The organism is Cohnella sp. GbtcB17, assembly GCF_019091135.1.
Taxonomy (GTDB): domain Bacteria; phylum Bacillota; class Bacilli; order Paenibacillales; family Paenibacillaceae; genus Cohnella.
On sequence record NZ_JAGXJW010000045.1, the window covers coordinates 25,117 to 50,477 of the forward strand.

Here is a 25,361-nt window from a genome sequence, read left to right on the forward strand (position 1 = left end):
GGTTCAAGGCGTGAAGCGGCGCCGCCCGGACGCTCCGGACGGCGTTAAGGGGAAGCGATGCCGCGCTATCGTTATCAGATCGCTGCTTCTTCTTCGGATGCGGGAACGGTCTCCTCGACGCTATTTTTGCCGAACCTGGCGCGCACGCTGCCGGCCCAATCCGCGGACTTTTTCGCTACATTTTGCGCGGCGCTGCCTGCCGCCTTGCCGATATCGGCCGTCTTCGCGCCGACGAGCTGGGCAGTGTCTGCGATATCCTTGCGAAGTTCTTTACCCGGTTTCGGCGCAAATAGCAACGCGGCGGCGGCGCCGAGCGCAGCGCCGGAAACGGCGCCAAAAAGGAATGATTTAACAACCTTGCGTTCTGCCATCGTGAATCCCTCCGATTTTCAAGTTACGTGCGTTGGCTGCCTTCCGATCCGCGCTTGCGGCGTCAGACGGCCCTGCCTTCGTCTTCCGGAGGAGAGACTTCGGCGGACGACTCGCCGTATGACGAGCCCGCAGAATCGGCACCGCCCTGCGTCCAGCGCGCGAACCGTCCGCGCCACGCATCCAGGAACGCCGCCGCCGTCTCGGCCGATCTCGCGGCGGCTTCGCCGAACGCTCTGCCGCCCTCCGCGAGTCTGGCCGCGGATCGGGCTGCGCCGCGGCACAGTTCCGCTGCTTCGGCGGCGCCAGACGCCAGCCGGCGCATCTGCCGCAGCGATTCGGCGCCTTCGGTCTCCAGCGTCCTGGCGGCCTCCCTGCAGGCGCCGAGCGCACGCGCCGCCGCCACCCCCGCGAGCAGCGCCGCGACCGCAACGGCCGCAAACATGACCGCCGCAGCATATCCCGCGATCGTCCAAGCCATCGTCTCTCCTCCTTTCGAATCGAACCTCCGTATGTGAAGCCGGGCATTCGCCCATGCGCTTAACACAGTATAAGAAGTTGCGGCCCGTCCTGACACAGCGGACTGGCTTTATTTTTAAACCGGCGTTCGCTCGCCTGGAGCAGTCGTCCAACGCAATCGCTCCCGGAAGCCATGCATACTTCCTCGACTGGCGCCATAAGCGCCACCGGACAGCAAAAAGCCGGCCCGAGGCTTCCACCCCTGCCGACTTCGATTATCGCTCTATAGAACGCGCGCTAAGATGTCGCCGCTTTTTCCGCTGTCGGACGCCGGATCGCATAGGCGCATTTGACGCCGCCGTCCGCCATGCATTCGGTCCGCTTGACCTCGACGCCCAGCAGCGCCTCGAACAGCTGCTGCTCGCAGCGGCACGCCTCGCGATACTTGCCCGCGACCTGGGCGATCGGACAGTTGTACTCGTACAACATGTACCGCTCTCCCGCCCCGTCCCGCTCCCAGTGGGACATGTAGCCGCCCGCCTGCTGGATCGCGGCCAGCTCGGCCACCCGCTCCTCGAGCGTCGCGCCGGCCATCGCCGCCTTGTGCCTCGCGATGAGCTTGTCGCGTCGCCCCGCGAACATGCGGCCGATAATCGCCTCGCCCGCAGGATCGTCGTCGAGCTCTCCGAGCAGATCGAGCGCAAGCTGCGGATACTTTTTGGGAAACAGATCGTCCGCGCGCGGCGTAAGACGGTATATAGAAACGGGCCTGCCCATCGCTTGCTTCACGGTCTCGGCTTCGACGAGTCCCTCGCGCTCCAAGGCCTGAATGTGGCGGCGGACGCCCATCTCCGTGATCGACAGCGCCTGCGAGAGCGACGCGATGCTGCCGCCGCCTCCCGTCCGGAGCGTCTGGAGCAGCTGCTGGCGTGTTGTCCTTCCTTCGTCGTGCGGCAGCATAGGCCTCTCCTCCCACATGCGAACGGCGTCAAACAAAAAAGCCGCCCGCTTATTCTCCTATTGTATAGGAATAAGCGGACAGCGTAAATTGCCAATCCACGTCAACGCGGCTGCTCCCATGGATCGAGCTCGCGGCGCAAGTACAGCTTGACCGACTCAGAAAACGAGTCGAGCAGCTCCTTGAGCTCGCCGGTCATCGGATGCAGCTGCTGACGCTGCCACAGATCGTAGTCCTGCACAAGCGGTCTGCGAAGCGATACGAGCGAGCGCAGACGCTCGGCCAGGCGTTCGTCGATGACGCCCTCGCCGCCGATGACGCCGACGATATCCTCGTAGCTGCCCGCGTCCCGCATCATGAAGCCGTCGATGAGGAAGCTGCCGACGTCGGTCACGATCTCGAGCGCCAGATGCAGGCAGCGCTCCTGCGCCAGCCCCTGAAGCAGATCGCCCTTCCAGGCGCCCGCGATTCCGGATGCAGCTTCGCCCAGATCCGGCACGCAGCGCAGCCGGCTCGCGATCGCTTCCCTGTTTACATAATACATGCCATCACCCTCAATCCTTCTTGCCGCGCTTGCTGCGCCCTTTGCGCCGCAGCCAGTAGACCATCACCAGCGCGCTGATGATGATCACCAGCAAATAAGTCATCATTTCGTACAAGTCACCGGCGCCGGAGTCGGTCGTCGTGTTCACGCGCTTTCGCTCCCTTTAGCTCTCGTAGTCGACGACGGCCTGCGCTTCGCGCGCGACCGACATATGCTCGATAACCTTTTTGTGCTCCGGATGCACCTGATAAGCCTGCATGTCCTCGAGCGAGGCGAACTTCGTCACAAGCGAGATATCGTAGGAGCGTTCGGAATGAACGACGTCCGTGCCGACCTCGATCGACAGCAGCTGTTCGATTTTCCCTTCCATGTTGCGCAGCACGTCCGCCGTTCTGGCGACGCTCTCGGGGCTGCGATCCTTCAATTTAAACAATACGATATGGGTCAGCATACGTTTGTCCCCTTTCTGGATTGTGCGCATGTATCCGTCCGACTATCCCGCATGTCCGTCCGGCGCGGCGCGCATACTATACGCATTCTCGCTGGACGCCGCGGAAGGAGGCAGGTCATGCGGCTCACTTATACGATTGTCTTCACGGTGATCGGACTTGCGCTATGCTTGTTCAACGCGACGGGATACGATCCCCACAACGCCTTTTTGTTCATGTTCAGCGTGCCGATCTGGTTCGTGGAGCTGTTCGGCGACATTCACAAGGTCAGCGTGATCGGCATGTACGCGCTCACCGTGCTCAGCTACGCCGTCATCGGGGCGGTCTGCGATTATTTGATCGCCAGGCTCTACCGACGAAGAAGCGCCTGAAGACTGGGACGGGAGCGGACAAGCAGCGTTATGAAAAAAAGGAGCCGGCAACGGCTCCTTTCTCCTTTGCGCAAGGATCGTTATTCGACGACGATCGTGGACTTCATGGTCGAGTGGCCTTGTCCGCACATGATCGAGCAATGAATCTCGATCGTCTTGCCCTTGTCGCTCTCCGGGAACGTGTAATCGGCCTCGGGATTTTCCTGGGTGAGGTCGAGATTGGCGGCCTGGATTGCCGCGCCGTGCACGCCCAGCTTGTTCGAAAATTTGATCTTGTAGTTGGTGCCGGCCTTCACGTGATACTCCGCTTGATCGAACTTGTACCCTGCCGATGTCGCGGTGATCTTCAGCAGCTCCTGGCCTTCGGCCAAGCCAGCTTCCTCGCTCTCGGGCTTCGCCGGCAGATCGTTAGCCAAGAGGTACACAGCAAAAAGACAGGCCACGACAAGCAAAGCCGGCATGATCCATTTAAACATCGTTGCTCCCCCTGCTTCCTCGGAATGTCTACCTCTTATATTACCTAAAAGGGGCGCTTTAACTCAACTATTGACGACGTGAAAGCGTCAACTTTTTTTCACATTTGACAATTTAATGAACGTCCTTCTAATAATTTTTTCCATTTTTACGATTTTAAATCATCGTCCTTGCTTTTGCTTTTCAACGCCTGAATGGCCTGCTTCAGCCGCTCCGGCAGCGGCAGGCCGAGCCGCCCGCAGTTTTCGACGACGGAGATCAGCTCGTTGGCCAAATAAAAATAGGTGGCGCCTCCCATGACCGCGTTCGTGCCGAGCAATTGGTCGATCCGGTGGCAGACGAGCAGCACGAGCAGCATCAGCCCCTTTTTCGCCAATCCCCTGAAGCCCGTCCGGCTGTTCAAACCGGGACCCGACCGAATCGCCGCATACACGCCCGTCACATAATCGACGCCCATCGCGACGACCAGCAGCGTCAGCGCCTCGCTCCACAGGCCGAATGCAAAAGTGAGCACGGAGCCGGCCACGGCAATCGCGCAATTCATCGTCCAGGACATCCTGCTTCCCTCCCCCGAGCCGTATTGTTGTCCGGTGTACGCCGGCAGGCTCCGTACAGCTTATGCGTTCAGGACAAGACCCGAGGCGGCATAGTCCCTCCGGAACTTGTCTTGATCTGCATCAGCGTGAGGTTGCTTGGATGGGGGTAAGGACCCTTGAACGGATCACAAGTCTATTTCAATTAGATGGAGCAGGAGGGATCGCGATGTCGCACTATGTGGAAAGCGAACAAGGTATCCGTATTTTCGTCGAGGATATCGGAGCCGGCACGCCCGTCATCTTCCTTCACGGCTGGCCGCTCAATCACAAGATGTTCGAATATCAATTCCTTGAGCTCCCAAGGCTCGGCTACAGGTGCATCGGTATCGATCTGCGCGGCTTCGGCAAGTCCGACGCGTCGTGGGACGGCTATAACTACTGCAGCTTGGCTGACGACGTGAAGGCGGTGATCGATCGGCTTGGCATTACCGGCGCCACGCTTGTCGGCTTTTCCCTCGGGGGAGCCGTCGCCGTCCGCTACATGGCCCGCCATTTAGGACACGGTATTTCCAAGCTGCTGCTTGTCGGGGCCGCCGCGCCTTCGTTCGTGCAGCGCGAGGACTTTGTGCTCGGCACGCCGCCGGACAAGGTCGACGATATGATCCTGCAAGCGTACGCCGACCGGCCGGCGCTCGCCGCCCAATTCGGCAAAATGCTGACGGCCGCCAAGCCGAGCGCCGGCATGGCCGCCTGGCTGCAGTCGCTCGCCTTCGAAGCGTCCGCCGTCGGCACCTACAAAGCGCTGGAGTCGCTTCGCACCGAAGACCTGAGGGAGGACTTGCCGCTCATTCGCGTTCCAACGGCGATCTTCCACGGGGTCCAGGACGAGATCTGTCCGTTCGGGCTGGCCGAGGAGATGCACCGCCTCGTCCCGGGATCGGCGCTCCATCGCTTCGAGGAAAGCGGACACGCGCTGCTGTTCGACGAGCCGCAGCTGTTCAGCGAGCGCTTGACGGCGTTTCTCGCGGATACGGTCGTCGTGCCCGAGCCGATCGAGGTAGCGCCCGAACAGACGCCGATTTTATAATAGCAGCGCCTATGCGTAAAGAAGGCTTGCTCCGGATGATCGTCCGGCGCAAGCCTTCTTTTGCGGATAGCCTTCGCGACTTAAAATCCTTGCGTCTTCAGCCAGGCCGCCGCAGCCGACGTCCAGCCGGACGCGAACGGATGGTCCTCCGCCAATCCGATGCCGTGCGCGCCCTTGCTGTATACATGCAGGTCGAACGGCACGCCCTTCTCCCGCAGCGCGGCCGCGAACAGCAGGCTGTTCTCGACCGGAACCGCGGCGTCGTCCGACGTATGCCACAGAAAGGCCGGCGGCGTCTCCGCCGTCACGCGGCTCTCCGCGGACATCGCAGCTACGAGCGCGGCATCCGGCGACTCGCCGAGCAGATTCTGGCGGCTGCCCGCGTGCGTGTGCGGGTCCTTGAGCGTAATGACGGGGTAGCAGAGCACGATCAGGTCCGGCCGATCCGAAGCGCGCTCGATCTCGTCAGCCGCTTCGGGATTCGGACCTTCCCACTGCGTGCCTGCCGTAGCGACCAGGTGGCCGCCGGCCGAAAATCCGAGCAGACCGACCCGGCCCGCGTCGATGCCGAATTCGGCGGCGCGGGCCCGCACCATGCGAACGGCGCGCAGGGCGTCGGCAAGCGGCGCAGGGTGCTTGTAAGGCGCGACGCGATAGCGCAGCACAAACGCGGATATGCCGAGTCCGTTCAACCACCTCGCGATCGGTTCGCCTTCATGGTCGGCTCGCATGCCGTAACCGCCGCCCGGGGCTACGATGACGACCGGACGACCGGTCCCCTCCAGCAAATAAGGAAATAAGGCGGGCCGGTCCTCCGGTCCCTCGCCCTCGGCATACGGAGCTCCGTCCGGCCAGAGAAGCCGTTCATCTGGGGTAAGCGCTGACATTTTCGCACCTCGATCGAATAAGAATCGTCTTTCATCATCCTATATCCTAGCACAACGCTCTCCATTTGCCGATAGATTCGCCGCAATTCGCAATCATCCGTTGCCAAGCCCGCGCGCTCGTGCTACTATTGTTAAAATTTATCGAGCGAGAGCTATGGGAGGACGATAGACTGTGGCCAAATATTATACCGAACCTTCGCGCACGTTCAGCGAATATTTGCTTATTCCGAACCTGACGAGGCGCGATTGCACGACCGAACGCGTCTCGCTCCGAACGCCGATCGTCAAGCACGGCCGCGGCGAGCAGCCCCGCCTGTCGCTCAACATCCCCTTCTCCTCCGCCGTCATGCAATCCGTGTCCGACGACGTCATGGCGGTCGCGCTCGCCCGCAGCGGCGGCATCTCGTTCATCTTCGGCTCCCAGTCCGTCGCCGAGCAAGCCCGAATGGTCGGCAAAGCCAAAGCGTTCAAGGCCGGCTTCGTCGTAAGCCGCTCCAATCTTACGCCGGATCACACGCTCGCCGACGTCAAGGCGCTCAAGGCGTCGACCGGCCATTCGACCGTCGCGATCACGGACGACGGCACGCCGCGCGGCAAGCTGCTGGGCATCGTCACGAGCCGGGATTACCGCGACAGCCGCGACCCTGCAGACAAGCCGATCCGAGCGTTCATGACGCCCTTCGCCTCGCTCGTCTGCGGCCGGTCGGGCATCACGCTCCCGGAAGCGAACGACCTCATCTGGGAGCACAAGCTTAACGTCCTGCCGGTCGTGGACGAGACGCAGCGGCTCGAGCATCTCGTTTTCCGCAAAGACTACGACGCCCACAAGGAATATCCCCTCCAGCTCCTCGACGCCAACAAAAGCTACGTCGTCGGCGCCGGCACCAACACCCGCGACTACGAAGAGCGCGTGCCCGCCCTCGTCGCGGCCGGCGCGGACATCCTCGTCATCGACGCCTCCGACGGCTACAGCGAATGGCAGCGCGATACGATCGAATATATCAAGTCGAACTTCGACATCCCGGTCGGCGCCGGTAATATCGTCGACCGCGAAGGCTTCAGGTATCTCGTGGCGGCCGGCGCCGACTTCGTCAAGGTCGGGATCGGCGGCGGCTCCATCTGCATCACCCGCGAGCAGAAGGGCATCGGACGCGGCCAGGCTTCCGCACTGATCGAGGTTGCCGAGGAGAGAGATCGTTATTATGAGGAGACCGGCATCTATGTCCCCCTTTGCTCCGACGGCGGTATCGTTCACGATTACCACATTACGCTCGCGCTGGCCATGGGCGCCGACTTCGTCATGATGGGCCGTTACTTCGCCCGGTTCGACGAGAGTCCGACGCGCAAGCTGAAGGTCGGCAACAACTTTGTGAAGGAATTTTGGGGCGAGGGCTCGAATCGCGCGCGCAACTGGCAGCGGTACGACAGCGGCGGCAAGGAAAACCTGCTGTTCGAGGAAGGCGTCGACTCTTACGTGCCTTATGCGGGCGGCCTGCAGGAGAATCTCGACAAGACGCTCGGCAAAATCAAGTCCACGATGTGCAATTGCGGCTCGGTCAGCATCCCCGAGCTGCAGCGCGAGGCCCGCATCACGCTCGTGTCCGCGACCAGCCTCGTCGAAGGCGGCGCGCACGACGTCATGATCAAAGAAACCGGCTTGTCCGGGGATTGATGCATACGAGCTTCGGCCCGCGTTCCGGCGACGGAACGCGGGCCGATTTAAATTTAAATTTTTGACGGATTAGACGTGCCAGAATCGCCTGCCTTCGCCACGAACGATGCCAATTTTTCTCCTGCATGCCATTATCCCATTCGTTCAGGATGAGGTTATTCGCCGAAATTCCGGACCAGCTATCGCGCAAAAGTACACGATTGATTCCAGCAGCCATAAGCAATTTCGCCCATCGCGCAAAAATGCAGGATCTTCACCATAAAACACTCTATTTCTCCGACAAAGACCTGCTGCCATACACTTTCTCCTAGGCCCCTAATCGGATTGGAATCTCCCCCTCTTTCATCTAAAGTCTTCACCGTCCGGCCAGATATAGCGAATCTAGGAAATGCGCCGCCTGAGCGAATGGGATAATGGCATGAGCGGGCGAAAAAGGCATACTAGGCTGCGGCGGGCGGCGAGTATCGGGCCAACCAAGTCCCTTCTCGCCCGGTACAACGGCTTCCAAAATAAAAGAAAAACCCAAGGCTGTACTTCGCCTTGAGCTCAAAACGCTTGTTCACCCGGCATCAGCCGAATCGCCCGCTAATATAATCCTCGGTCCGCTGGTCGGACGGGTCGGAAAACAGCTTTTCCGTCGCGCTGTACTCGACGACTTCTCCGTTCAGGAAGAAGACGGTCTGGTGGGAGACGCGCGCCGCCTGGTGCATGTTATGCGTGACCATGACGATCGTGTAGCGGTCCTTCAGCTCCTGCGCGAGCTCCTCGATCTTGATCGTGGAGATCGGATCGAGCGCCGACGTCGCCTCGTCCATGAGCAGCACGTCGGGACCGACCGCCAGCGCGCGGGCGATGCATAGGCGCTGCTGCTGACCGCCCGAGAGGCTAAGCGCGGAGCGCTTCAGGTGGTCCTTGACCTCGTTCCAGAGCGCCGCGGAGCGCAGGCTGTTTTCGACGATCTCGTCAAGCTCGCGCCGCTTCGTGATGCCATGCAGCCGCGGCCCGTACGCCACGTTGTCGTAGATCGACTTGGGAAACGGATTCGGCTGCTGGAACACCATACCGACCTTTTTGCGCAGCGTCTCCACATGCACGTCTCCGCCGTAAATATCAGTTCCGCCGATCTCGATGCTGCCCTCCACCCGCGCGCCGGGTATCATGTCGTTCATCCGGTTCAGCGTACGGAGGAGCGTCGACTTGCCGCAGCCCGACGGGCCGATAAAGGCGGTAATCGCCCGCTGCGGAATTTCCAGAGAAACTTGCTTGAGTGCCTGAAAAGCGCCGTAAAACAAATTCAGTTTATTAATTTCGATGAGCGCCGTTGCTTGCACGATAAATTCCTCCTTGAGTGCGAAAAAATAGCTAGCCTTTCATTTTGCGCGCCTTCATCCATAGCGGCAAACGGAATACGAGATTGATGGCCAATACGATCATAATAAGCACGGCCGTCGCCTTTTGGGCGATGTCGCCGGCGTCCGGCACGATCGCTTCGGACTGGACGTACCACAGGTGCACCGCAAGCGTCTCGCCCGGCGACAGCAGATTGAAGTCCCATAGCTCGCCGGAAGTAGTTACGCCAGCCGTCAATATGATGACGGCACTCTCGCCGAAGGCGCGTCCGGCGGTCAGACAGATGCCGGTGATGATGCCGTTCAAGGCGACCGGGATGAGCACGGTTCGAATCGTCTGCAAATGCGTGGAGCCGAGCGCGAATGAGGCATTCTTCAGCTCCGTCGGCACCGATCGCAGCGACTCCTCGGTCACGCGCGTCAGCATCGGCAGGTTCAGGAAGGCAAGGCTGACCGCGCCGCCTAAGATCGTCAGATCGAGATGGAAAATATCGACGAACAGGGAGATGCCGAACAGGCCGAAAATGATCGACGGCACCGAAGACAGACCTTCGACGCATATGCGGATAAAAGCGATAAAGCGGTTGTCCGGCGCGAACTCCGCCAGGTAGATGCCAGCGGCCATGCCGAGCGGGATCGAGATCGCGAGCGAGAGGAACAGGATGTAAAAAGAGTTGAACAGCGCCGGGCCAATGCCCCCGCCTTCTTCGATCTCGCTCGGCAGCCCGGTCAGGAAGTCCCAGGTCAGATTCGGCAAGCCCTTGCGCAGCAGCATGAACAGCAGGCCGAGAATAAACAAGATGACGACAATACCCAGCGCCCACACGAAAACGTTAAATATCCGGTCGTTGCGGGCGGCCGCGCTTGACGATCTCGCGAACGCGTTCGCGCGGCGAACGGCCGCGGCTCCCGGATCGGAGCCGGGTGCCGGCGCGATCGGCGCGCCGTTTTTGGAGGAGTCGCTCACGAAGCCTTCGCTCCCTTCTTTTGCAGCAGACGGACCGCGACGATGAGCAGCAGCGAGATCGCGAGCAGCAGGAAGCCCATCAGGTAAAGCGCGTAATTCCACGTCGAGTCGAACTCCACGCTCGTAATTTGCATGACGATGTTGCTCGTGAGTACGGCGGTCGGCGTGAACAGACTGTCGGCGAGCTGCGGCGTGTTGCCGATAACCATGACGACGGCCATCGTCTCGCCGATCGCACGCGCCATGCCGAGGATGACTGCGTACACGATGCCGCTGCGGGCCGCAGGCAGTACAACGCGGAATATCGTCTGGAAGCGCGTCGAACCGAGCGCGTACGAGGCGTCCCTGTATTTTTTAGGCACGGCGGAGATCGCGTCGTCGCTGATGCGGGCGATCGTCGGCAGCACCATGATCGCCAGCACGATTGCCGCGGCGAGCAGTCCGTCTGCCAGATCGCGTCCGGTCAGCTCGCGCAGCATCGGGATCAGAATTGTGAGGCCAAGATAGCCGTAGACGACGGATGGGATGCCGACGAGCAGGTCCATGATGGGACGCAGCGTCCCGCGAAGCCAGACCGGGGTGATCTCCGCCAGGAACACGGCGATCAGGACGGCGATCGGAACGGCGAGCACAAGCGTAAGCGTGGTCAAGGCGAACGTGCCGAAAATAAAGAGCAGCGCGCCGAAGTGTCCGTTTTCGGGGTCCCAATCGGCGGAAAAGAAAAATTCCTTGAACGAAACCGTTTCGAACGTCATGACACCCGTCCTGAACATCAGGATCAAGATGCCGAACAGGACAAGGCAAACGAATACGGCCGCGGATACGCAGACCACCTTGAACGTCGAATTGAAAAACTTAAGCCGGGATCTGCGGTCAAGCGGATCGCCGCCGGTTTGGCGCAAGCTGTTGCCCAGCTCCGCCGGCGCGATGACGCGGCTTTGCGCGTTCATCTCAAGCATAGGACGAATCTCCTCTCCGAGGTCAAAACGTAAAGAAAAAGCCGGCCTTAAGCGCTTTGACGCTGCAGCCGGCTTGATGGCGTGTGACGATCGAATCCGCTTCGATTACTTGACGGCGGCCAGCGGGATGAACTTCAGCTTTTTGAGCGAGCCGTTTTGGAACTTGGCGCTTTGGATGTACTCGATGAACGCCTTCGTCGCGCCTGTCGGTTGGCCCTTCGTCATAAAGTAGCCGATGCCCCATACCTTGTACGTGCCGTTCAATACGTTCTTCTCCGTCGGCGCTGCGCCGTTGATCGACAGAGCCTTCATCTTGTCGGTCACGTAAGGCAGGTCGATGTAGCCGATCGCGTTAGGCGTCGTTTCGATGGCGGTCTTCATGTCGCCGCTCGATCCCGTTTCCTTGTAGTTGTCGCCCTTCGTCATGAAGTCCTTGCCGTCCAGCGCCTTCAGTTGGAAGTTGACGCGCGTGCCGGAGCCGAACTTGCGATTGACGACGACGATGTTGGCGTCCGAGCCGCCGACGTCTTTCCAGTTCGTAACCTTGCCGGAGAAAATGTCCTGCAGCTGCTTGGTCGTCAGGTTGCTGACGCCGACGTTTTTGTTGACGACGGCCGCGAATACGGTGACGGCGACCGGGTTGGCCACTTGGCCGTCGAACTTCTTGAAGCCCGGCACGTCGACGGATGCGTCCCAGTCTACCGCGCCGATGTCGGCGATGCCTTTGCGGACCGATTGGGGACCTGCGATGGAGCTGACCGCGGATGCCGAGATCTTGACCTTCGGATTCAGCTTCTGGAATTCGCTCTTCGCTTGCAGCGTCAGCGGCAGCAGCGCCGAGGAGCCGTTAATGACAATCTTGCCTTTAAGCGAGCTTGCCGCGGATGCGACGGACGCACCGCCGGCCGTAAGGGAGACCGCGAGCGCGATCAGCGCGGCGGGTTTGAACCATTTTTTCATAAGAATAAGTGCTCCTCTCGTATTTGGAAAAAGATTATCGGGTGATCGGCTTCCAAGCGCCGTTCGCGTTCACGTACAGGCCGTCTTCCAGAGCGATGATGATTTGCGAGCCGTTCACGGCAAGACCGGATGCCGAAGCGGGCACGTTGTACAGCTGCGTTTTGGCTGCCGTAGCCGGATCGACCTCGTAGATCGCGGATTGGGCGTCGCTCACCGCGGTCAGGGCGTACAGCTTGCCGCCGGACAGGACAAGCTCTTCTACGTCGCCTTCGGCCAGCAGCGTAGTCGTCTTCTTGTCCTTGTCGACCGATACGACCGTGGCGTTCGCGTTTTCGTCTGCTACGCTTACGTAGTAAACCGTGCTGCCGTCAGCCGAGACCACGAACAGCTTGTCGTCCTTCGCCGACGTCAGCGCGACAGCCGCCGGCTTTTCGGCCGAAGTATCGTACAGGTTCACTTGCACCTGCTCGCCGCTCGCGTCGATGTCGACCGTATCCTTGTCCAGATCCGTGCCGTCTGCGGTCGCCTTTGGCGGCGTCGTGACCAGGTACGCGAACTTCTTGCCGTCCGGCGAGACGGACAGCGCGGACTTGTAATCGACCTTGTCTTCGACGATCTTCGAGATCGTGCCCGTCGCGATGTCTACCTTGGCGATGACCGAGCCTTTGTCGCCTTGCAGGAAGTAGAGCGCGGAGCCGTCGGCGGACCATACGAGCTCGGTCTTGATCGACGTGTCGGCCGTGATTTGCTTCGTTTGCTTGCTCGCCAGGTCGATCACGTATACGGCGCCTTCTGCGTCCGTATAAGCTGCCTTGGCGCCGCCCGGCGCGACGACCAGGTCCGATCCGCCTTCGGAAGAGAGCAGCTCGGCCGACTTGCCGGTCGCCACGTCCACCAGATAGTCCGTGCGCTTCGCGTCCGACTCGACGGAGACGATCGCTTGGCTCGCGCTTACGAAGCGCGCGTTGTCGCCGCCAGCGAGCAGCTTGATCGTGTTGATGGCGAGCTTACCGTCCTTCATCAGCGCCATTGTGCCGCCGAGCGCTTGTACGAGCGGCTTGACCGCTACGAACGCCGTTCCGTCCAGCACCCTGGCCGCCTGGTTCAAATTGATGATGCTGCCGTCGACCGATGCTTGCTTGACCCCCGTCTTAAAAGCAAAGGAATGCGAATCCAGCGTAACCGTCGTGTAGCCGTTCACGGCCGACAGCTTAGCGCCGATCGCAGCGCTCAGATCGCGTACCGACACCAGCGTCTCTCCGTTCGACAGCGCCGTGCGGACTTGCACGTCGTTGTAGTTGACGACGAATACGGATGGCTTGACCGTCAGCGCTACGGCTTTTGCCGTGACCGCTTTGGCGGAAACCGCCGAGCCCGCTTGCGCCGCGCCTGCCGTTCCTGCCGCCGCCGTACCCAAAGCCGCTACCAGAATCGTTGCCGCGATTGCTTTCTTCATCACCATGTGCGCCCAGTCACCCTTCTTTTGATTGATCTGTAACTCATTATAGGCAGGCTTTGTAAACCGGGATGATGGCCTATATTTTGGATATGTAAATTTTTCCGCGCGTTATCAATTCGGACGAAGTCGGGACTTCAGTTGCGATTTAAACGCAAAAAGTCCCGGCGATCGCTCCCATGCGGGGGCGTCTCCGGGACCCGGTTGGCCAAATCGGCCTGCTTTTTGTATGTCGCTTGCGTTATACGTAGTCGAGCGTCTTCACCTGATTCAAGCAGGCGACCTTAACCTCTATGCCTTCCGGCAGCCCGCCTTTAAGGATAATGTCGCGCTTTTCGCCAGCTCGCAGATCGAAGTAGTTGTCCGAAAGCGTGCCGGGCAGATCGACAAGCCCCACATCCTTGGCAAACGTGTCTGTCGTCAGCGTAAAGCGCGTATCTCCGTTCTTAAGCGTCTCTTGCGTCGCGTGCACGGCCGCAGGCTTCAGCGCAAGCTGATGCGGCTTGCCCAGCAGGTACGTGTTCGCGGCCAGACGCGTCTCGCCTTGATACAGGCTGACGCAGACGATCGTCCTTGCGGGATCGAAGCCTGCCACGGAAAACGTGCCGACGAGCGTCGACCGGTGACCCGTCCCTCGCACCTCGTTCACGACGGACTGCACGACACTGTCCGTGTCCAGATCGTAAAACTCGACGACGATGCGTCCTTCGAAGTCGCCGTGGTCGTGAATCAGGTACAGTTCGGCCTCGGCGACACCCGGCGCGATCTTGGCGTACGCATTGGGCGATTGAAAGCTTCGTTTCATATAAAAATAGGAAGGCTTGTGCACCTTGGCGTAGTCGACGAGCGCCCAGCTGATGGACGGCCACAGGTCGCTCCACTGCCAGATAAGCGCGCCGGACGTGTCCGGCATCCGCGATACCCAGTGCTCGACGCCGAACCGGAGGGCGTTCGCCTGCAGCAGTTGGTTGACGTACACGAACTCATCCTTCGAAGCCGGCAGCTTGTAGTCGCCGACCGTATAATAGAACAAGCGCTGAATGCCGTTCGGCGCCTTCTGCATCGCGTCGAGCTTCGGATCGCGCAGCGTGCAGCTCGGATCGACCATGTTCAGCAGGAGATTGGACGGATACGACTGCATGCCGAACTCGGACAGGAAACGGCCGTTCACCTGACGATACTCCTCGTACGGATGCGTCTGCCCCCACACGTACCAGGAGTGCAGGTCGCCGTAATTGCCTTCGAGCTTCGTGTGGTCGAATGTGAGCGAATACGGGCTCGCCGGCCAGTACGGCCGCAGTGTGTCAACGGCGCAGGCGTCGTGCAGCACCTCGAAGTACAGCTTTTCGCCGTAGCCGTGCAAGCGGCGGGCGCGGCTGCGCTCGACGAACACCTGGTTCTCGTTGTTGCCGCACCAGAGCACGATGCTTGGATGGCTGCCGAACTCGGAGATGACGTAGTCGGCTTCCTTGCGCACGAGCGCGCTGAATGCGTCGTCGTCCGGATAGTCGCCGCAAGCGAACATAAAGTCCTGCCATACCATGACGCCGAGACGGTCGCAGGCGTCGAAGAAATCGTGATTTTCGTAAGTGCCGCCGCCCCATACGCGAATCATGTTCATATTGGCCGCCGCGATGCGCTCGATCTCGACCTCGTACTCTTCCCTGGTGTCCAGATTCGGGAACAGCTTCAGCGGAATCCAGTTGATGCCCTTGCACAAGATAGGCACGCCGTTCACCTGGATGATAAACTTGCGTCCCTGCTCGTCGTAGGGCATGTCGATGCGAATCTCGCGGAGACCGACCGCGCGGGACATCGTCGCGACCGCTTCCCCGCCCTCGTCCAGCACCGACGCCTCCAGCCTGTACAGCGCCTGCTCGCCGTGGCCTATCGGGTACCAGCGCTTCGGCTGCACGATCTCGAGCGCCGCTTCGTAAGCGCCGACGCCCGGGTCCAGGCTGACCCGCTCGGTCCGCTCGGCGACGACCGTGTCCCCGTCGAAAATCCGGTAGCGGAGCGCGGCTTCAACCGCTTCCGTGCCGGCTGCCGCTAGCTTGAACGACGCGTTCACGATCGCCTTCCGATCCGTCAGATGCGTGATCGCATAGCCGAGACTGTCCGTACGCACGACGTCGTAGGCTTCGATCGACACCGGCTTGTGAATGCCGACCGTCACGACTTTGGCACCCCAGTCCCAGCCATAGCCGTACTGCGCCTTGCGGCCGAACAACCGCGCGGGAATGCTGTTCCACTGGTTCAGCGGTTCGCCGAACGCCGCCTCCTTCGCCTTCAGCGTGTTCGTCGGCGAAGCGATGCGAACCGACAGCTTGTTGTCGGTCTTCGCGATTCCTTTGATATCGAAGCGGTAGGCGATGAACATATTTTCCGTCGAACCGAGCAATTGTCCGTTCAGCGTGATCTCCGCATAGGTATCGACGCCTTCGAGCACCAGTTCGAGCGCGTCGCGGGACAGCTCGTCTTCGCCTAACGCGAACTCGCGCGTATAGGTCCAATCGTCGAATTCGACCCACTCGATTTTCGGCTCGAACAACGTATCGAATTCATTGGCAAGAACCCCTTGCTCCATCAGGTCCTTCTGCACGAATCCGGGCACCGAGGCCCGATAGCGCTCGCCGGTGCGCTCGTTCGAGAGCGTCCAGCTTCCGTTCAACAACAACGTAGTCATGTGTTTTACTCCTAATCCCGGTAGGCTCGATATTTTTATTCTTGCCCTATTGTACCGTATTCGATCAGCAAAATTTAGGCTAATTGTTATTGTAATTTGACCTTTTATTCGAATAAATAGTTTACAAATCTTAAGAAACGCGAAAATGCCCCCGGCTGTCGCGCGGAGGCAAATCGTCAATAAATGGGATCAAGCGTCGGCTGCGCTCTGCTCATGCCGGGCAGGTTAATTTGTATCGACCCGAGCCGATCCTTAGTTCTACGAATCCTTCCCCTGTATGCAGGACCGCTGCGTCTTCCGAAGTGTCGGCCGGCTTGCCGTCAATCAGGATGTGTGCGACATCGGCGACGGGTAGTCGTACCGTGGCGGATGTGCCGGTCGGCAGCGCCACGTCGAGCGCGATCCCGTCGTCCGCGCGACGCCACCCCGAATGAATCGTGCCGTACGGCGATTCGAGCGTCGCGGCCGCATAGCTCAGATCCGATCCCCCGAACAGCGGCGCGATGCGGATGTCCCGGTACGCCGTCCCTCCGTCTCCCGCGTCCAGGCCGACAACGCGGCGGTACAGCCAGTCGCCGATCGCGCCGTAGGCATAATGGTTGTAGGAGTTCATATGCTCGCTCCAAAACGTTCCGTCCGGCTTCACGCCGTCCCAATGCTCCCAGATCGTCGTCGCGCCCTGCTTGACTGGATACAGCCAGGACGGGTAGCTCTCCTGCATAAGCAGCTTCATCGCCGTGTCGTGATAGCCGTTGTCCGACAGCGCGAAGCAAAGATACGGCGTGCCGACGAATCCGGTCGTCAGATGATAATCGTTTTTCACGACCAGCTCGTTCAGCTCGCGGGCGACCCGCGTCTTGACCTCGCCTTCGACGAGCCCGAAGACGAGCGCCAGCGCGTGCGCGGTCTGCGTAGGCGCTGCGAGCCTGCCGCCTGGCGTGACGAACTCGTGCCGGAACGCGTCGCTGACGCGATGGTACAGCTCGCCGAAATAGCGGACGTCGGCGGCTTTGCCCAATACGACGGCCGCGTCCCGGACCAGGCGAGCCGAATAGGCGTAATAGGCGGTGGCGATGAAGTCCTTCGGCGTGGCGCCGATGTAGCTGTTCTCCTTGGCGTCGAGCCCGAGCCAATCGCCGAAATGGAAGCCGGTATTCCACAAATATTCGTCTTCGCCCTGCGCGCGCATGTATTCGACCCAAGCCTTCATGCTATCGAACTGCTCCTCGAGGAGACGCTTATCTCCGTAGCATTGATAGATCGTCCACGGACAGATGACGGCCGCGTCGCCCCATGCCGCCGAGGAGTGGCCCTGAAGCACGTTCGGAACGACGAACGGCACGCCCCCGTCCGGATGCTGATCTGCCGCCAGATCGTGGAGCCATTTGGCGAAAAACGGTCCGACCTGATAGAGGAAGGCCGCCGTCCGCACGAAAACTTGCGCGTCGCCCGTCCAGCCGAGCCGTTCGTCGCGCTGCGGACAATCCGTCGGCACGTCGAGGAAGTTGCCCCGCTGTCCCCAGCGAATGTTGAGGTTCAGCCGGTTGATCAGCTCGTTCGAGCATTCGAAATTGCCCGTCTCGGGCATATCGGAATGGACGACCTCGGCTTCGAACGCCTCGAAGGGCAGCCCCGCCTCGTCTTGGCCGGGGTACCCCTCCACCTGGACGTAGCGGAAGCCGAAAAAGGTAAATGCGGCGGCATACGTTTCGCCTGCTTCGCCAGAAGCCGCATAGACGAGCTGTTGCCGCGCGCCCCTCAGATTGCCATAATACACGTTGCCGTCGCGATCCAAAATCTCGGCATGCCTGAGCCTGATCGTTGTCCCTGCCGGTACGTTCAACCGCAGCCGCACGCGACCGACTAAGTTCTGGCCGTAATCCAGCACCGTGTCGCCCGTCGGGGTCCGCAGCAGCGCGACGGGCAGGAGCCGCTCCGTCACGCGAACGGGCCAATTCTCCTGCGCTACAAGACGACCTGTCCCCGGCTCGACCGCCGTCGCCGCATGCCATGCCGAATCATCGAATTCGGCCGTACGCCATCCGGCCGGCTCCAGCTGCGCATCGAATGTTTCCCCGTGGTAAATTTCTGAGAATCGGATGCCGCCCGTCGACGTCTTCCAGGACGGATCGGTGACGACGACATGTTCGCTCCCGTCCGCAAACATGATATGCAGCTGCAGCAAAGCCGCCCGGCGGTCGCCGTACCGATTGTTCTTTTTGGCCAATTCGCTTTTGTACCAGCCATTGCCCAAGGCGATGCCGATCGCGTTGACGCCTGTTACTAGCGCGTGCGTCACGTCGTACGTCTGGTACTGCAGACGCTTCGCGTAGCTCGTCCAGCCGGGCGCCATCAGATCCTCGCCGACCCGCTCGCCGTTCAGATGCAGCTCGTACAAGCCGGCCGCCGTCGCGTAAATGCGCGCCGCCGCGATCTCGCCCTTCAACTCGAACGTCTTGCGCAGCAGCGGCGACGGTTCGTCGTCGGGATCGAACGCGGCCGGGTCCGCCCCGATCCAGGTCGCCTGCCACTCGTCCGCGGACAGCAGCGCCGTCTCCCACCAGGCCGTCTCGCTCCAAGCCGATTCCGCTCCGTCTCGCCCCCATGCCTTGACCCGGTAATAATACCTCGTCCGCGAGCGCAGTTCCGGACCGGCATACGGGACCAGTACGGATCCCTCGCTCTCTACGCGGCCCGAATCCCACAGCGGCCCGTCAAAATTCGCAGCGCCTGCCGAGACCTGGATACGGTACCCGGTTTGGACTTCTCCGCGCTTTTCGCTTTCCAGTTTCCAGGACAGCCTCGGGTGCAGCGTGTCGATGCCTAGCGGACAACGCTTATATTCGCAGGTCGTTTCCTTGATCGTTAGCGGCATACTCAGACTCCTCTCGCTTTTCATGCAACCGCCTACATCTTATAATGAAAACTAGCGGTTGAATCGCGGCGATCCCGACATTCGATCAGGGGAAATCCGACATCCGCTCGCAAGGGAGGCGACCTGCATGGCCAGGCGGGACATTCGTATCTTGTTCGGGGAAAAATATTTTGAGGACGACCTGCCGATCTCCATCAATCGCGCGGTCGAAACCTATGACTTGCACGAGCATCGTCATGACTTTCTCGAGATCAGCTACGTCTCCGAAGGCAGCGGTGTCCACCATACCGATCAGCCGCCCGTCGCCGTAAAACAAGGAGACGTCGTCCTTATCCCGGTCGGCGTCTCTCATGTATTCAGACCCGTCTCACCTTCCCGTTCCCGTCCGCTCGTCGTCCGCAATTGCCTGATCCAAACGGAACGGTTCGGCGAACTGCTGCGCGGCATACCGGGCAGCGCCCCTTTGGCTGCACTGCTCGAACAGCCGAGCATACGCTACTTCCGCGACGCGGACGGGGAATGCGAGCGGCTTTTCGGACGGATGCATCTCGAGCACCGCGCCAGACGCTCCGCACGCGTAGCCGCGCTGCACGTGCTGCTGCTCGATCTGCTGATTCTTCTTCTTCGCCTTGGCGAAGAGCGCGCACCCGCTGCCGCGACGATGCCGGTCGGTCTCGAAGAGGCGCTTCGCGTCCTCCACGGGGCGTATGCAACGCCGCTCTCGACATCCGCGCTGGCAGCCGCAGCCGGCATCGGCGAACGACAATTCCAACGGCTGTTCGTCCGATATACCGGCATGACGCCACTGGCCTATCAGCAGTCGCTGCGCATGCGCGAAGCCTGCCGGCTGCTTCGCGACACCGATTGGAAGCTCGTCGCCGTCGCCGAGGCCGTTGGCTATCAGGACATGTCCCACTTCGCAGCGCTATTCAAGCGCGTCGTCGGCTGCGCGCCCGGGCAGTATCGCAAGCAAGCCGGGACGGTGCCTTCGCCCCTCGCAAGCGGCGGATTCGGCCATCCCGGCTGATCGTCGCCGGCAGCTCTCGTTTTCCGGCACTGCCGCTATTCAGGCTTCGGCTACGCTAGCGCTCCGGATCTCAAGCTTGGCCTGCCGTCATCGTCTTCGCCTTCCTCCGTTGCACCCGTAGCGTTCGGACGTATTCCATCGGCTCGACTTTATATTTATCCTTAAACATTTGCACCAGGTGCCGCGGACTGATCTTGGACAATCCGGCGAGCCGCTTGACCGACAGCGGTTCATAGTAGTGCTGCTCGATATACGTCCGCAGATGCTCCAACGCGATATTGAGCTCGTCGCTGGGCTCGGCCATCCACTCGTTAAATACGCGATGGAGCAACTCCTGGAACAGGAACTGGCTGCGAAAACGCTCGAGTCCGCTCTGGCCCGTCATGCTGCCGTATACGGCACGGCTCATCGCGGAGAGCGATACCGGCGGGATGCGCAGGGGCTTTCCCGCTTGGGGCATCGGCTGAAGTTCCGCCCGCGATTCGCCGGCCATATCCCGGCTTCGGTCCCGCATAACGTCGAAGGAAAACAAATAGAGCTCCGTCGTCGCTTCTCCCTCCGGCAAGAGGGTCATCGATGCGCCTGGCTCGGCGACATAGATCGTCCCTTCATCGACGCCGAACGCTTGACCGTCGGTCAACAGTACGCCGCGTCCTTCCGTCACCGCAACCAGCGTATAGAATCCCCTGCCTTGCGACAGGGAAATCCCGGCTTGCGCATTGCTTTTCGCGATTCGCTTCGTTCTTCTAAGCTTGAACCAAAGATGATCGAGCTCTTTCCATCCGTCAGCCTGCACGGCTGCTCCCCTCCTTCGCGTAGCGTCGATCCGTAATCGGAGAAGCGCAGTACATCATCAACTTCCTTTCCGGCACGCCAATTATTCGTTTAGCTCTATTTTATTGATAATGATTCTCATTGTCAAACCAATTATAACCCGACACGCGATCCGCAGGGTGGACGAACGTCGGGTGAATGAATTCCAATTAAGATACGGCCCACTCCATCGCAGATTCCGGCGCTTCGCCGCCGTAACCGAGCCTTGCACGATCGAGAAGCGGATAGTCGTACAGGCGACCTTCGTACACCGTCTCCAACTCGGCATGCCCTCTAAAATGCTCCGGCGTCACGAGCGCCGACGGCCGTTCCCAGAGCCGCACCCCCGCTTCGCGCAGCGCCTCCGCGACGAATTCCGAACAAAAATACGCATCGTCCGCGCCCATCTCGCGACCCATCAGCACGCCGAAAAGTCCGATCAGGTTATAGCTGTACCGCTCCCGCTGACGCTTGAACGCGCCCACCACACGGCGCGCCTCCTCGTACTGCCGCTGCGTAACCCGCAGACGCAGCAGCGCGCACCCCGTATTCGGGAAATGCCGGAACGTGCCCGTATAAACGTCCTCTTCGACAAATCCGCCCGCAAAAGGATTGGTCGGCTTCTTTCGTCCGAAGCTGTAGACCTCGCTCAAATCCGCGCCGAAAACGAGCGAAGCATGATTGTAGGGCGCAGCCGTGAACCGTTTGATCATCGTGGTGAACAACGTCCCCGTATCGGTCAATAAAATATAAATGCTTTTCTCCCGATGTTCCTTGCGCATTCCCTCGATCATTTTCGCCCGCTCCCCGCCATTCATTCTCTATGGCTTTAGCTTATCAAAGCGCCGACGCGCGGAAATCTGGCGCAGGTGCAGTTTGCGGGACAGACTTTGGTCTTGGAATAAACTGGACTCTGGAGACAACGATCTGCAAAGCAAACGCAACAAAAAGACCCCGCAACCGACAATCGGCTGCGGGGCGATGCGCTGACAGATATACGATTTAAAATACGAAGTCTTCGTCGCGAAGCTGCTGCACGTTCGTCGTCCGAACGTAGCCGTTGCCCTTTTTGGAGAAGAAATCGTGCTGCTTGGTTCGCGTGCTGATGCCGTTCTGGACGATCGGATTGATGTCCTCGTCTTCGAACAGCGGCTCGAGGCCCATGTTCATCATCGCCTTGTTCGCGTTGTAACGGAGGAACGCCTTCACCTCGCCGGTCAGGCCAAGCGTCTCGTACAGACTCTCGGTATACCGCTCCTCGTTGTCGTGCAGGTAGCGGAGCAGTCCCTTGAGCGTCTCGTACGCGGCCGTCTGCTCGTCCTCGTCGAGCTTCGCGTAGATCTCTTGGGCCAGCAGGCCGACATAGACGCCGTGGATGCTCTCGTCGCGCAGGATCAGGTCGATGATCTCGCCGCTGCTCGTCATCTTGCCTTGTCCGGCCAAATAAAGCGGGTAGAAAAAGCCGCTGTAGAACAGGTAGCTCTCGAGCAGCACCGAAGCGCCCATCGCGAGATACAGATCCTTCGGCGTGTTGATGTTGTTGTAGTATTGGGCGATCGTCTCCGCCTTCGTCTGCAGATGCGGATTGCGCTCGACCCAAGCGAACACCTGGTCGATCTCTTCGGTCGTCGCCAGCGTCGTGAAGATGCTGGAGTAGGACTTGGCGTGTATTTGCTCCATCATTGCCATGAAGCCGAGCACGGCTTTGCGCTGCAAGCCTTCGACATGCTCCAGAATCTTCGGCATGCCCACGCCGCCCTGCACGGTGTCGAGCAGCGTGAGGCCGCCGAGCACCTTCATGTACAGATCGCGCTCGTCGTCGTTCAGTTCCATCCACGACATCTTGTCGTCGGACAGCGGGATCTCCTCGTCCGTCCAGAACTGCATGATGTTCTGGTTCCAGAACATCGCGGAGAAGTCGTCGTCGGGCCGGTTCCAGTTGACCGCCTTGTGCGTTGCCATAGCTCTAATCTCCTTCACATTCGCCTGCGCCGTCTTAGACGGCGCAGGCGATGCATTCTTCGACGGACAGGCGGTTCGTCCGCGTATAGTAGAGGGACTTGAGTCCCAGCTTGTCTGCGTAAATGTAGTAGCGGGCCAGCTCGCGCGTCGTCACGTTGCTGTTGACGTGCAGCACGGTCGAGATGCCTTGGTCCACGTGCGCCTGAATCTCCGCGATCAGGTCCAGCACTTTGAACTGGTCCATCTGATAGGCCGACTTGTAATAGAAGAAGTTGTCCTGGCGCATGAACGGCATCGGATAATACGTCGTCGAGTTCGCATACGTCCGCGTCTCGATCTGCTCGACGATCGGCATGACGCTTGAAGTCGCGTTCTGTACGTACGAGATGCTCTGCGTCGGCGCGATCGCGAGACGGTAAGCATGGTACAGACCGTGCTTCATGACGTCGGCCTTCAGCTGCGCCCAATCCTGCCGCGTCGGGATCGCGATGCCGGCGAACAGCTCCTTGACCTTGTCCGTATGCGGCGTGTAGTCGATCTCCGTATAACGGTCAAAGTATGTGCCTTTGGCATACTCGGATTTCTCGAAGCCGTCGAACGTGATGCCCGATTTTTTCGCGATATCCATGCTCTTCTCGATCGAGTGGAAGTTGATGCTCATGAAAAACGTGCGGGCGAAATCCTTCGCCTCTTCGCTCTCGTAGGCAATCTTGTTTTTCGCGAGATAGCCGTGCAGGTTCATCGCGCCGAGGCCGATGGAGTGCAGCTCGCGGTTCGCCTTGGCGACGCCCGGCGCGTTGGCGACGGTCGTCATGTCGCTCACGGCGGTCAGGGCCATGACGCCCTCATGGACCGATTCCTTGATCTTCTTGTGCTCCATGACGTTCGCGATGTTCAGCGAAGCCAGGTTGCAGCTGATGTCTCGGCGGATGACGTCAGGCCGGCCATAGTCGCCGATCTCGCTCGTCTCCTGCAGCTGGAAGATCTCCGTGCACAGGTTCGACATCTTGATGGAGCCGATATCCTTCAGCGCGTGGTTTTTGTTCGCGTTGGAGCGGTTCATGATGTATGGGTAGCCGGACTCGAGCTGCGTCGTCGCGATCTTGACGAGCATGTCGCGGGCGGTCATGATCGCCTTCTTTTTCACCCGGTCGTCCGCGAGCAGCGTGTCGTACATCTCGTCGAGGTCCATGTCGTCGAGATGTGTGCCGTATGCCTTGAATACCGTGTACGGCGCGAAGACGTGCAGCGGCTTGTTCTCTTCTGCCAGCTTGTAGAACTTCGACGGCACGATCAGGCCGATCGACAGCGTCTTGAGGCGCGTCTTCTCGTCGGCGTTGATCTTCTTGCTGTCGAGGAACTCCATGACGTCCCAGCCGAAAATGTTGTAGTAGCCGGCGCCGGAGCCCTTGCGCTGACCCATCTGGTCGGCGTAGGAGAAGGCGTCTTCCATCAGCTTGAGCACGGGCATGATGCCCTTCGCGGCGCCCTCGACGCCCTTGATGCTCTCGCCGCGTCCGCGCAGCTTGGACAGGTTGACGGCGACGCCGCCGCCGATCTTGGACAGCTGCATGCAGGTGCCGAGCACATGGTTGATCGAATTGAGCGCGTCGTCCATCTCCAGCAGGAAGCAGGATACCATCTCGCCGCGGCGGCTCTTGCCCGCGTTCAGGAAGGTCGGCGTCGCCGGCTGCACGCGCTGCTCCATCATCGCCTGCGCCAGCAGGTGCGCCGTATTGACGTCGCCGCGTCCCAGATGCAGCGCGACGATCGCGACGCGGTCCGGGTAGTGCTCCAGATAGATGCTGCGGTCGTTGCTCTTCACCGCGTAATCGGTGTAGAACTTCGAAGCCGCCATATAGGAAGGAAATTTAAAGTCGTAGCCGTGCGCAACCCGGTATACCTCTTCGACTTCGTGCTCCTTGTACTTCGCGAACACGTCCTCGTAATAGTCGTTCTCGATCATATAATGAACCTTGGACAGATGCCCCGTGAACGACAGGCTGCGCTGCTTCACTTCTTCCATAAACGCATCGACGGCCTCCAGATCCTTGTCCAGTTGAAAAAATCCGTCAGCGTCGCGCTGCATCAGCAGGTTGTTCAATTCAATATGCCGCAACTGCGCTCACCTCCCGCTTGAAATTGTCGACGTCGCGCTGCGTGCCCGACAGTTCGAACTTGTAAAGCACCGGCACCCCGTACCGCTCCGAGATCGTGTCCGCGCTCTTCGCGAAGCTGTCGCCCCAATTGCGGTTGCCGCTGGCCGATACGCCGATCATCTTGCTTGCGTTGCGCTCCAGGAAGGAGACCACGTTGTCCGGCACCTGCCCGAATCCGGTCGTGTAGGTCACGAGGACGAACGGCTCGTCCAACGTCTCGTTTCCGTCGATCGGCACCGCCGGCAGATTCAGCTTGTTAATGAACCTCCGAACGTTTCCCGTCTTCGATGCGTATGCGATCAGCATGGCGCAACCCTCCTGAATTGTTGAAAATATGTAATA

At 60.2% G+C, this 25,361-nt stretch carries 25 protein-coding genes; 4 read left to right on the forward strand and 21 right to left on the reverse strand.

Annotated features, from left to right (window positions below; translation table 11 throughout):
- Nucleotides 1-74: 74 nt before the first annotated feature.
- The 6 genes from KVT38_RS22810 to KVT38_RS22835 all read right to left on the reverse strand — a co-directional run bounded on the left by KVT38_RS22810 (nucleotide 75) and on the right by KVT38_RS22835 (nucleotide 2,781).
- Nucleotides 75-371, reverse strand: coding sequence for a YtxH domain-containing protein (locus KVT38_RS22810; RefSeq protein WP_217596051.1), 297 nt, complete (start codon nucleotides 369-371; stop codon nucleotides 75-77).
- Between the two features lie 62 nt (nucleotides 372-433).
- The gene (locus KVT38_RS22815) at nucleotides 434-850 is read right to left on the reverse strand and encodes a hypothetical protein (protein ID WP_217596052.1); all 417 of its coding nucleotides are present in this window, start codon (nucleotides 848-850) and stop codon (nucleotides 434-436) included.
- 275 nt (nucleotides 851-1,125) lie between these two features.
- On the reverse strand, nucleotides 1,126-1,788 hold the full coding sequence (locus KVT38_RS22820) for a helix-turn-helix transcriptional regulator (RefSeq protein ID WP_217596053.1): 663 nt from the start codon (nucleotides 1,786-1,788) through the stop codon (nucleotides 1,126-1,128).
- Nucleotides 1,789-1,889: 101 nt separating this feature from the next.
- Nucleotides 1,890-2,330, reverse strand: coding sequence for a DUF86 domain-containing protein (locus KVT38_RS22825; protein WP_217596054.1), 441 nt, complete (start codon nucleotides 2,328-2,330; stop codon nucleotides 1,890-1,892).
- A gap of 10 nt (nucleotides 2,331-2,340) precedes the next feature.
- The gene (locus KVT38_RS22830; RefSeq protein ID WP_217596055.1) at nucleotides 2,341-2,478 is read right to left on the reverse strand and encodes a hypothetical protein; all 138 of its coding nucleotides are present in this window, start codon (nucleotides 2,476-2,478) and stop codon (nucleotides 2,341-2,343) included.
- Between the two features lie 15 nt (nucleotides 2,479-2,493).
- Nucleotides 2,494-2,781: a Dabb family protein gene (locus tag KVT38_RS22835; protein ID WP_217596056.1), complete on the reverse strand. Its 288-nt coding sequence runs from the start codon at nucleotides 2,779-2,781 to the stop codon at nucleotides 2,494-2,496.
- A 117-nt stretch (nucleotides 2,782-2,898) separates the two neighbouring features.
- Here KVT38_RS22835 and KVT38_RS22840 point away from each other — a divergent pair, with 117 nt between their 5' ends.
- Nucleotides 2,899-3,150 carry a hypothetical protein gene (locus tag KVT38_RS22840; RefSeq protein WP_217596057.1) on the forward strand — a complete coding sequence of 84 codons (252 nt, stop codon included), beginning with the start codon at nucleotides 2,899-2,901 and terminating at the stop codon, nucleotides 3,148-3,150.
- A gap of 80 nt (nucleotides 3,151-3,230) precedes the next feature.
- On the opposite strand, the gene KVT38_RS22845 is transcribed toward KVT38_RS22840, so the two are convergent.
- Together KVT38_RS22845 and KVT38_RS22850 are read right to left on the reverse strand one after the other, a co-directional pair.
- Nucleotides 3,231-3,626, reverse strand: a complete 396-nt coding sequence (locus KVT38_RS22845) for a cupredoxin domain-containing protein (RefSeq protein WP_217596058.1) — start codon at nucleotides 3,624-3,626, stop codon at nucleotides 3,231-3,233.
- Nucleotides 3,627-3,772: 146 nt separating this feature from the next.
- Nucleotides 3,773-4,180, reverse strand: coding sequence for a phage holin family protein (locus KVT38_RS22850; protein WP_217596059.1), 408 nt, complete (start codon nucleotides 4,178-4,180; stop codon nucleotides 3,773-3,775).
- 206 nt (nucleotides 4,181-4,386) lie between these two features.
- Between KVT38_RS22850 and KVT38_RS22855 the strand changes: the two genes are divergently transcribed.
- On the forward strand, nucleotides 4,387-5,247 hold the full coding sequence (locus KVT38_RS22855) for an alpha/beta fold hydrolase (RefSeq protein ID WP_217596060.1): 861 nt from the start codon (nucleotides 4,387-4,389) through the stop codon (nucleotides 5,245-5,247).
- 80 nt (nucleotides 5,248-5,327) lie between these two features.
- On the opposite strand, the gene KVT38_RS22860 is transcribed toward KVT38_RS22855, so the two are convergent.
- A complete protein-coding gene (locus KVT38_RS22860; protein ID WP_217596061.1) occupies nucleotides 5,328-6,134 on the reverse strand; it encodes an alpha/beta hydrolase in 807 nt (268 codons plus the stop codon).
- Between the two features lie 172 nt (nucleotides 6,135-6,306).
- Here KVT38_RS22860 and KVT38_RS22865 point away from each other — a divergent pair, with 172 nt between their 5' ends.
- Nucleotides 6,307-7,806: an IMP dehydrogenase gene (locus KVT38_RS22865; protein WP_217596062.1), complete on the forward strand. Its 1,500-nt coding sequence runs from the start codon at nucleotides 6,307-6,309 to the stop codon at nucleotides 7,804-7,806.
- 569 nt (nucleotides 7,807-8,375) lie between these two features.
- Here the strand turns inward: KVT38_RS22865 and pstB are convergent.
- The 7 genes from pstB to KVT38_RS22900 form a co-directional block, all read right to left on the reverse strand.
- The gene (gene pstB, locus KVT38_RS22870) at nucleotides 8,376-9,140 is read right to left on the reverse strand and encodes a phosphate ABC transporter ATP-binding protein PstB (RefSeq protein ID WP_217596089.1); all 765 of its coding nucleotides are present in this window, start codon (nucleotides 9,138-9,140) and stop codon (nucleotides 8,376-8,378) included.
- Nucleotides 9,141-9,168: 28 nt separating this feature from the next.
- A complete protein-coding gene (pstA, locus tag KVT38_RS22875) occupies nucleotides 9,169-9,996 on the reverse strand; it encodes a phosphate ABC transporter permease PstA (protein ID WP_368859152.1) in 828 nt (275 codons plus the stop codon).
- Nucleotides 9,997-10,118: 122 nt separating this feature from the next.
- Nucleotides 10,119-11,081 (reverse strand): phosphate ABC transporter permease subunit PstC, encoded by a 963-nt coding sequence (pstC, locus tag KVT38_RS22880; protein ID WP_217596063.1) that lies wholly within the window; start codon nucleotides 11,079-11,081, stop codon nucleotides 10,119-10,121.
- Between the two features lie 105 nt (nucleotides 11,082-11,186).
- Complete coding sequence (locus KVT38_RS22885) at nucleotides 11,187-12,041, reverse strand: phosphate ABC transporter substrate-binding protein (protein WP_217596064.1); 855 nt, start codon at nucleotides 12,039-12,041, stop codon at nucleotides 11,187-11,189.
- Nucleotides 12,042-12,075: 34 nt separating this feature from the next.
- Nucleotides 12,076-13,497 (reverse strand): stalk domain-containing protein, encoded by a 1,422-nt coding sequence (locus KVT38_RS22890; RefSeq protein ID WP_254639460.1) that lies wholly within the window; start codon nucleotides 13,495-13,497, stop codon nucleotides 12,076-12,078.
- Nucleotides 13,498-13,738: 241 nt separating this feature from the next.
- Entirely contained in the window at nucleotides 13,739-16,183 is a 2,445-nt protein-coding gene (locus KVT38_RS22895; protein ID WP_217596066.1) for a beta-mannosidase, read from the reverse strand.
- Nucleotides 16,184-16,394: 211 nt separating this feature from the next.
- Entirely contained in the window at nucleotides 16,395-19,058 is a 2,664-nt protein-coding gene (locus tag KVT38_RS22900) for an alpha-L-rhamnosidase (RefSeq protein WP_217596067.1), read from the reverse strand.
- 127 nt (nucleotides 19,059-19,185) lie between these two features.
- On the opposite strand from KVT38_RS22900, the gene KVT38_RS22905 reads away from it, so the two are divergent.
- Complete coding sequence (locus KVT38_RS22905) at nucleotides 19,186-20,085, forward strand: AraC family transcriptional regulator (protein WP_217596068.1); 900 nt, start codon at nucleotides 19,186-19,188, stop codon at nucleotides 20,083-20,085.
- A gap of 70 nt (nucleotides 20,086-20,155) precedes the next feature.
- Here KVT38_RS22905 and KVT38_RS22910 read toward each other — a convergent pair whose 3' ends face one another.
- The 5 genes from KVT38_RS22910 to nrdI all read right to left on the reverse strand — a co-directional run bounded on the left by KVT38_RS22910 (nucleotide 20,156) and on the right by nrdI (nucleotide 25,325).
- Nucleotides 20,156-20,881: a cupin domain-containing protein gene (locus tag KVT38_RS22910; RefSeq protein WP_217596069.1), complete on the reverse strand. Its 726-nt coding sequence runs from the start codon at nucleotides 20,879-20,881 to the stop codon at nucleotides 20,156-20,158.
- Between the two features lie 187 nt (nucleotides 20,882-21,068).
- The gene (locus KVT38_RS22915) at nucleotides 21,069-21,692 is read right to left on the reverse strand and encodes a C40 family peptidase (protein WP_254639461.1); all 624 of its coding nucleotides are present in this window, start codon (nucleotides 21,690-21,692) and stop codon (nucleotides 21,069-21,071) included.
- Nucleotides 21,693-21,900: 208 nt separating this feature from the next.
- Nucleotides 21,901-22,860: a class 1b ribonucleoside-diphosphate reductase subunit beta gene (gene nrdF, locus KVT38_RS22920; RefSeq protein WP_217596070.1), complete on the reverse strand. Its 960-nt coding sequence runs from the start codon at nucleotides 22,858-22,860 to the stop codon at nucleotides 21,901-21,903.
- 34 nt (nucleotides 22,861-22,894) lie between these two features.
- Entirely contained in the window at nucleotides 22,895-24,979 is a 2,085-nt protein-coding gene (gene nrdE, locus KVT38_RS22925) for a class 1b ribonucleoside-diphosphate reductase subunit alpha (protein WP_217596071.1), read from the reverse strand.
- The gene (nrdI, locus tag KVT38_RS22930; RefSeq protein WP_217596072.1) at nucleotides 24,966-25,325 is read right to left on the reverse strand and encodes a class Ib ribonucleoside-diphosphate reductase assembly flavoprotein NrdI; all 360 of its coding nucleotides are present in this window, start codon (nucleotides 25,323-25,325) and stop codon (nucleotides 24,966-24,968) included. Before nrdI ends, nrdE begins: the two co-directional genes overlap by 14 nt.
- Nucleotides 25,326-25,361 lie beyond the last annotated feature (36 nt).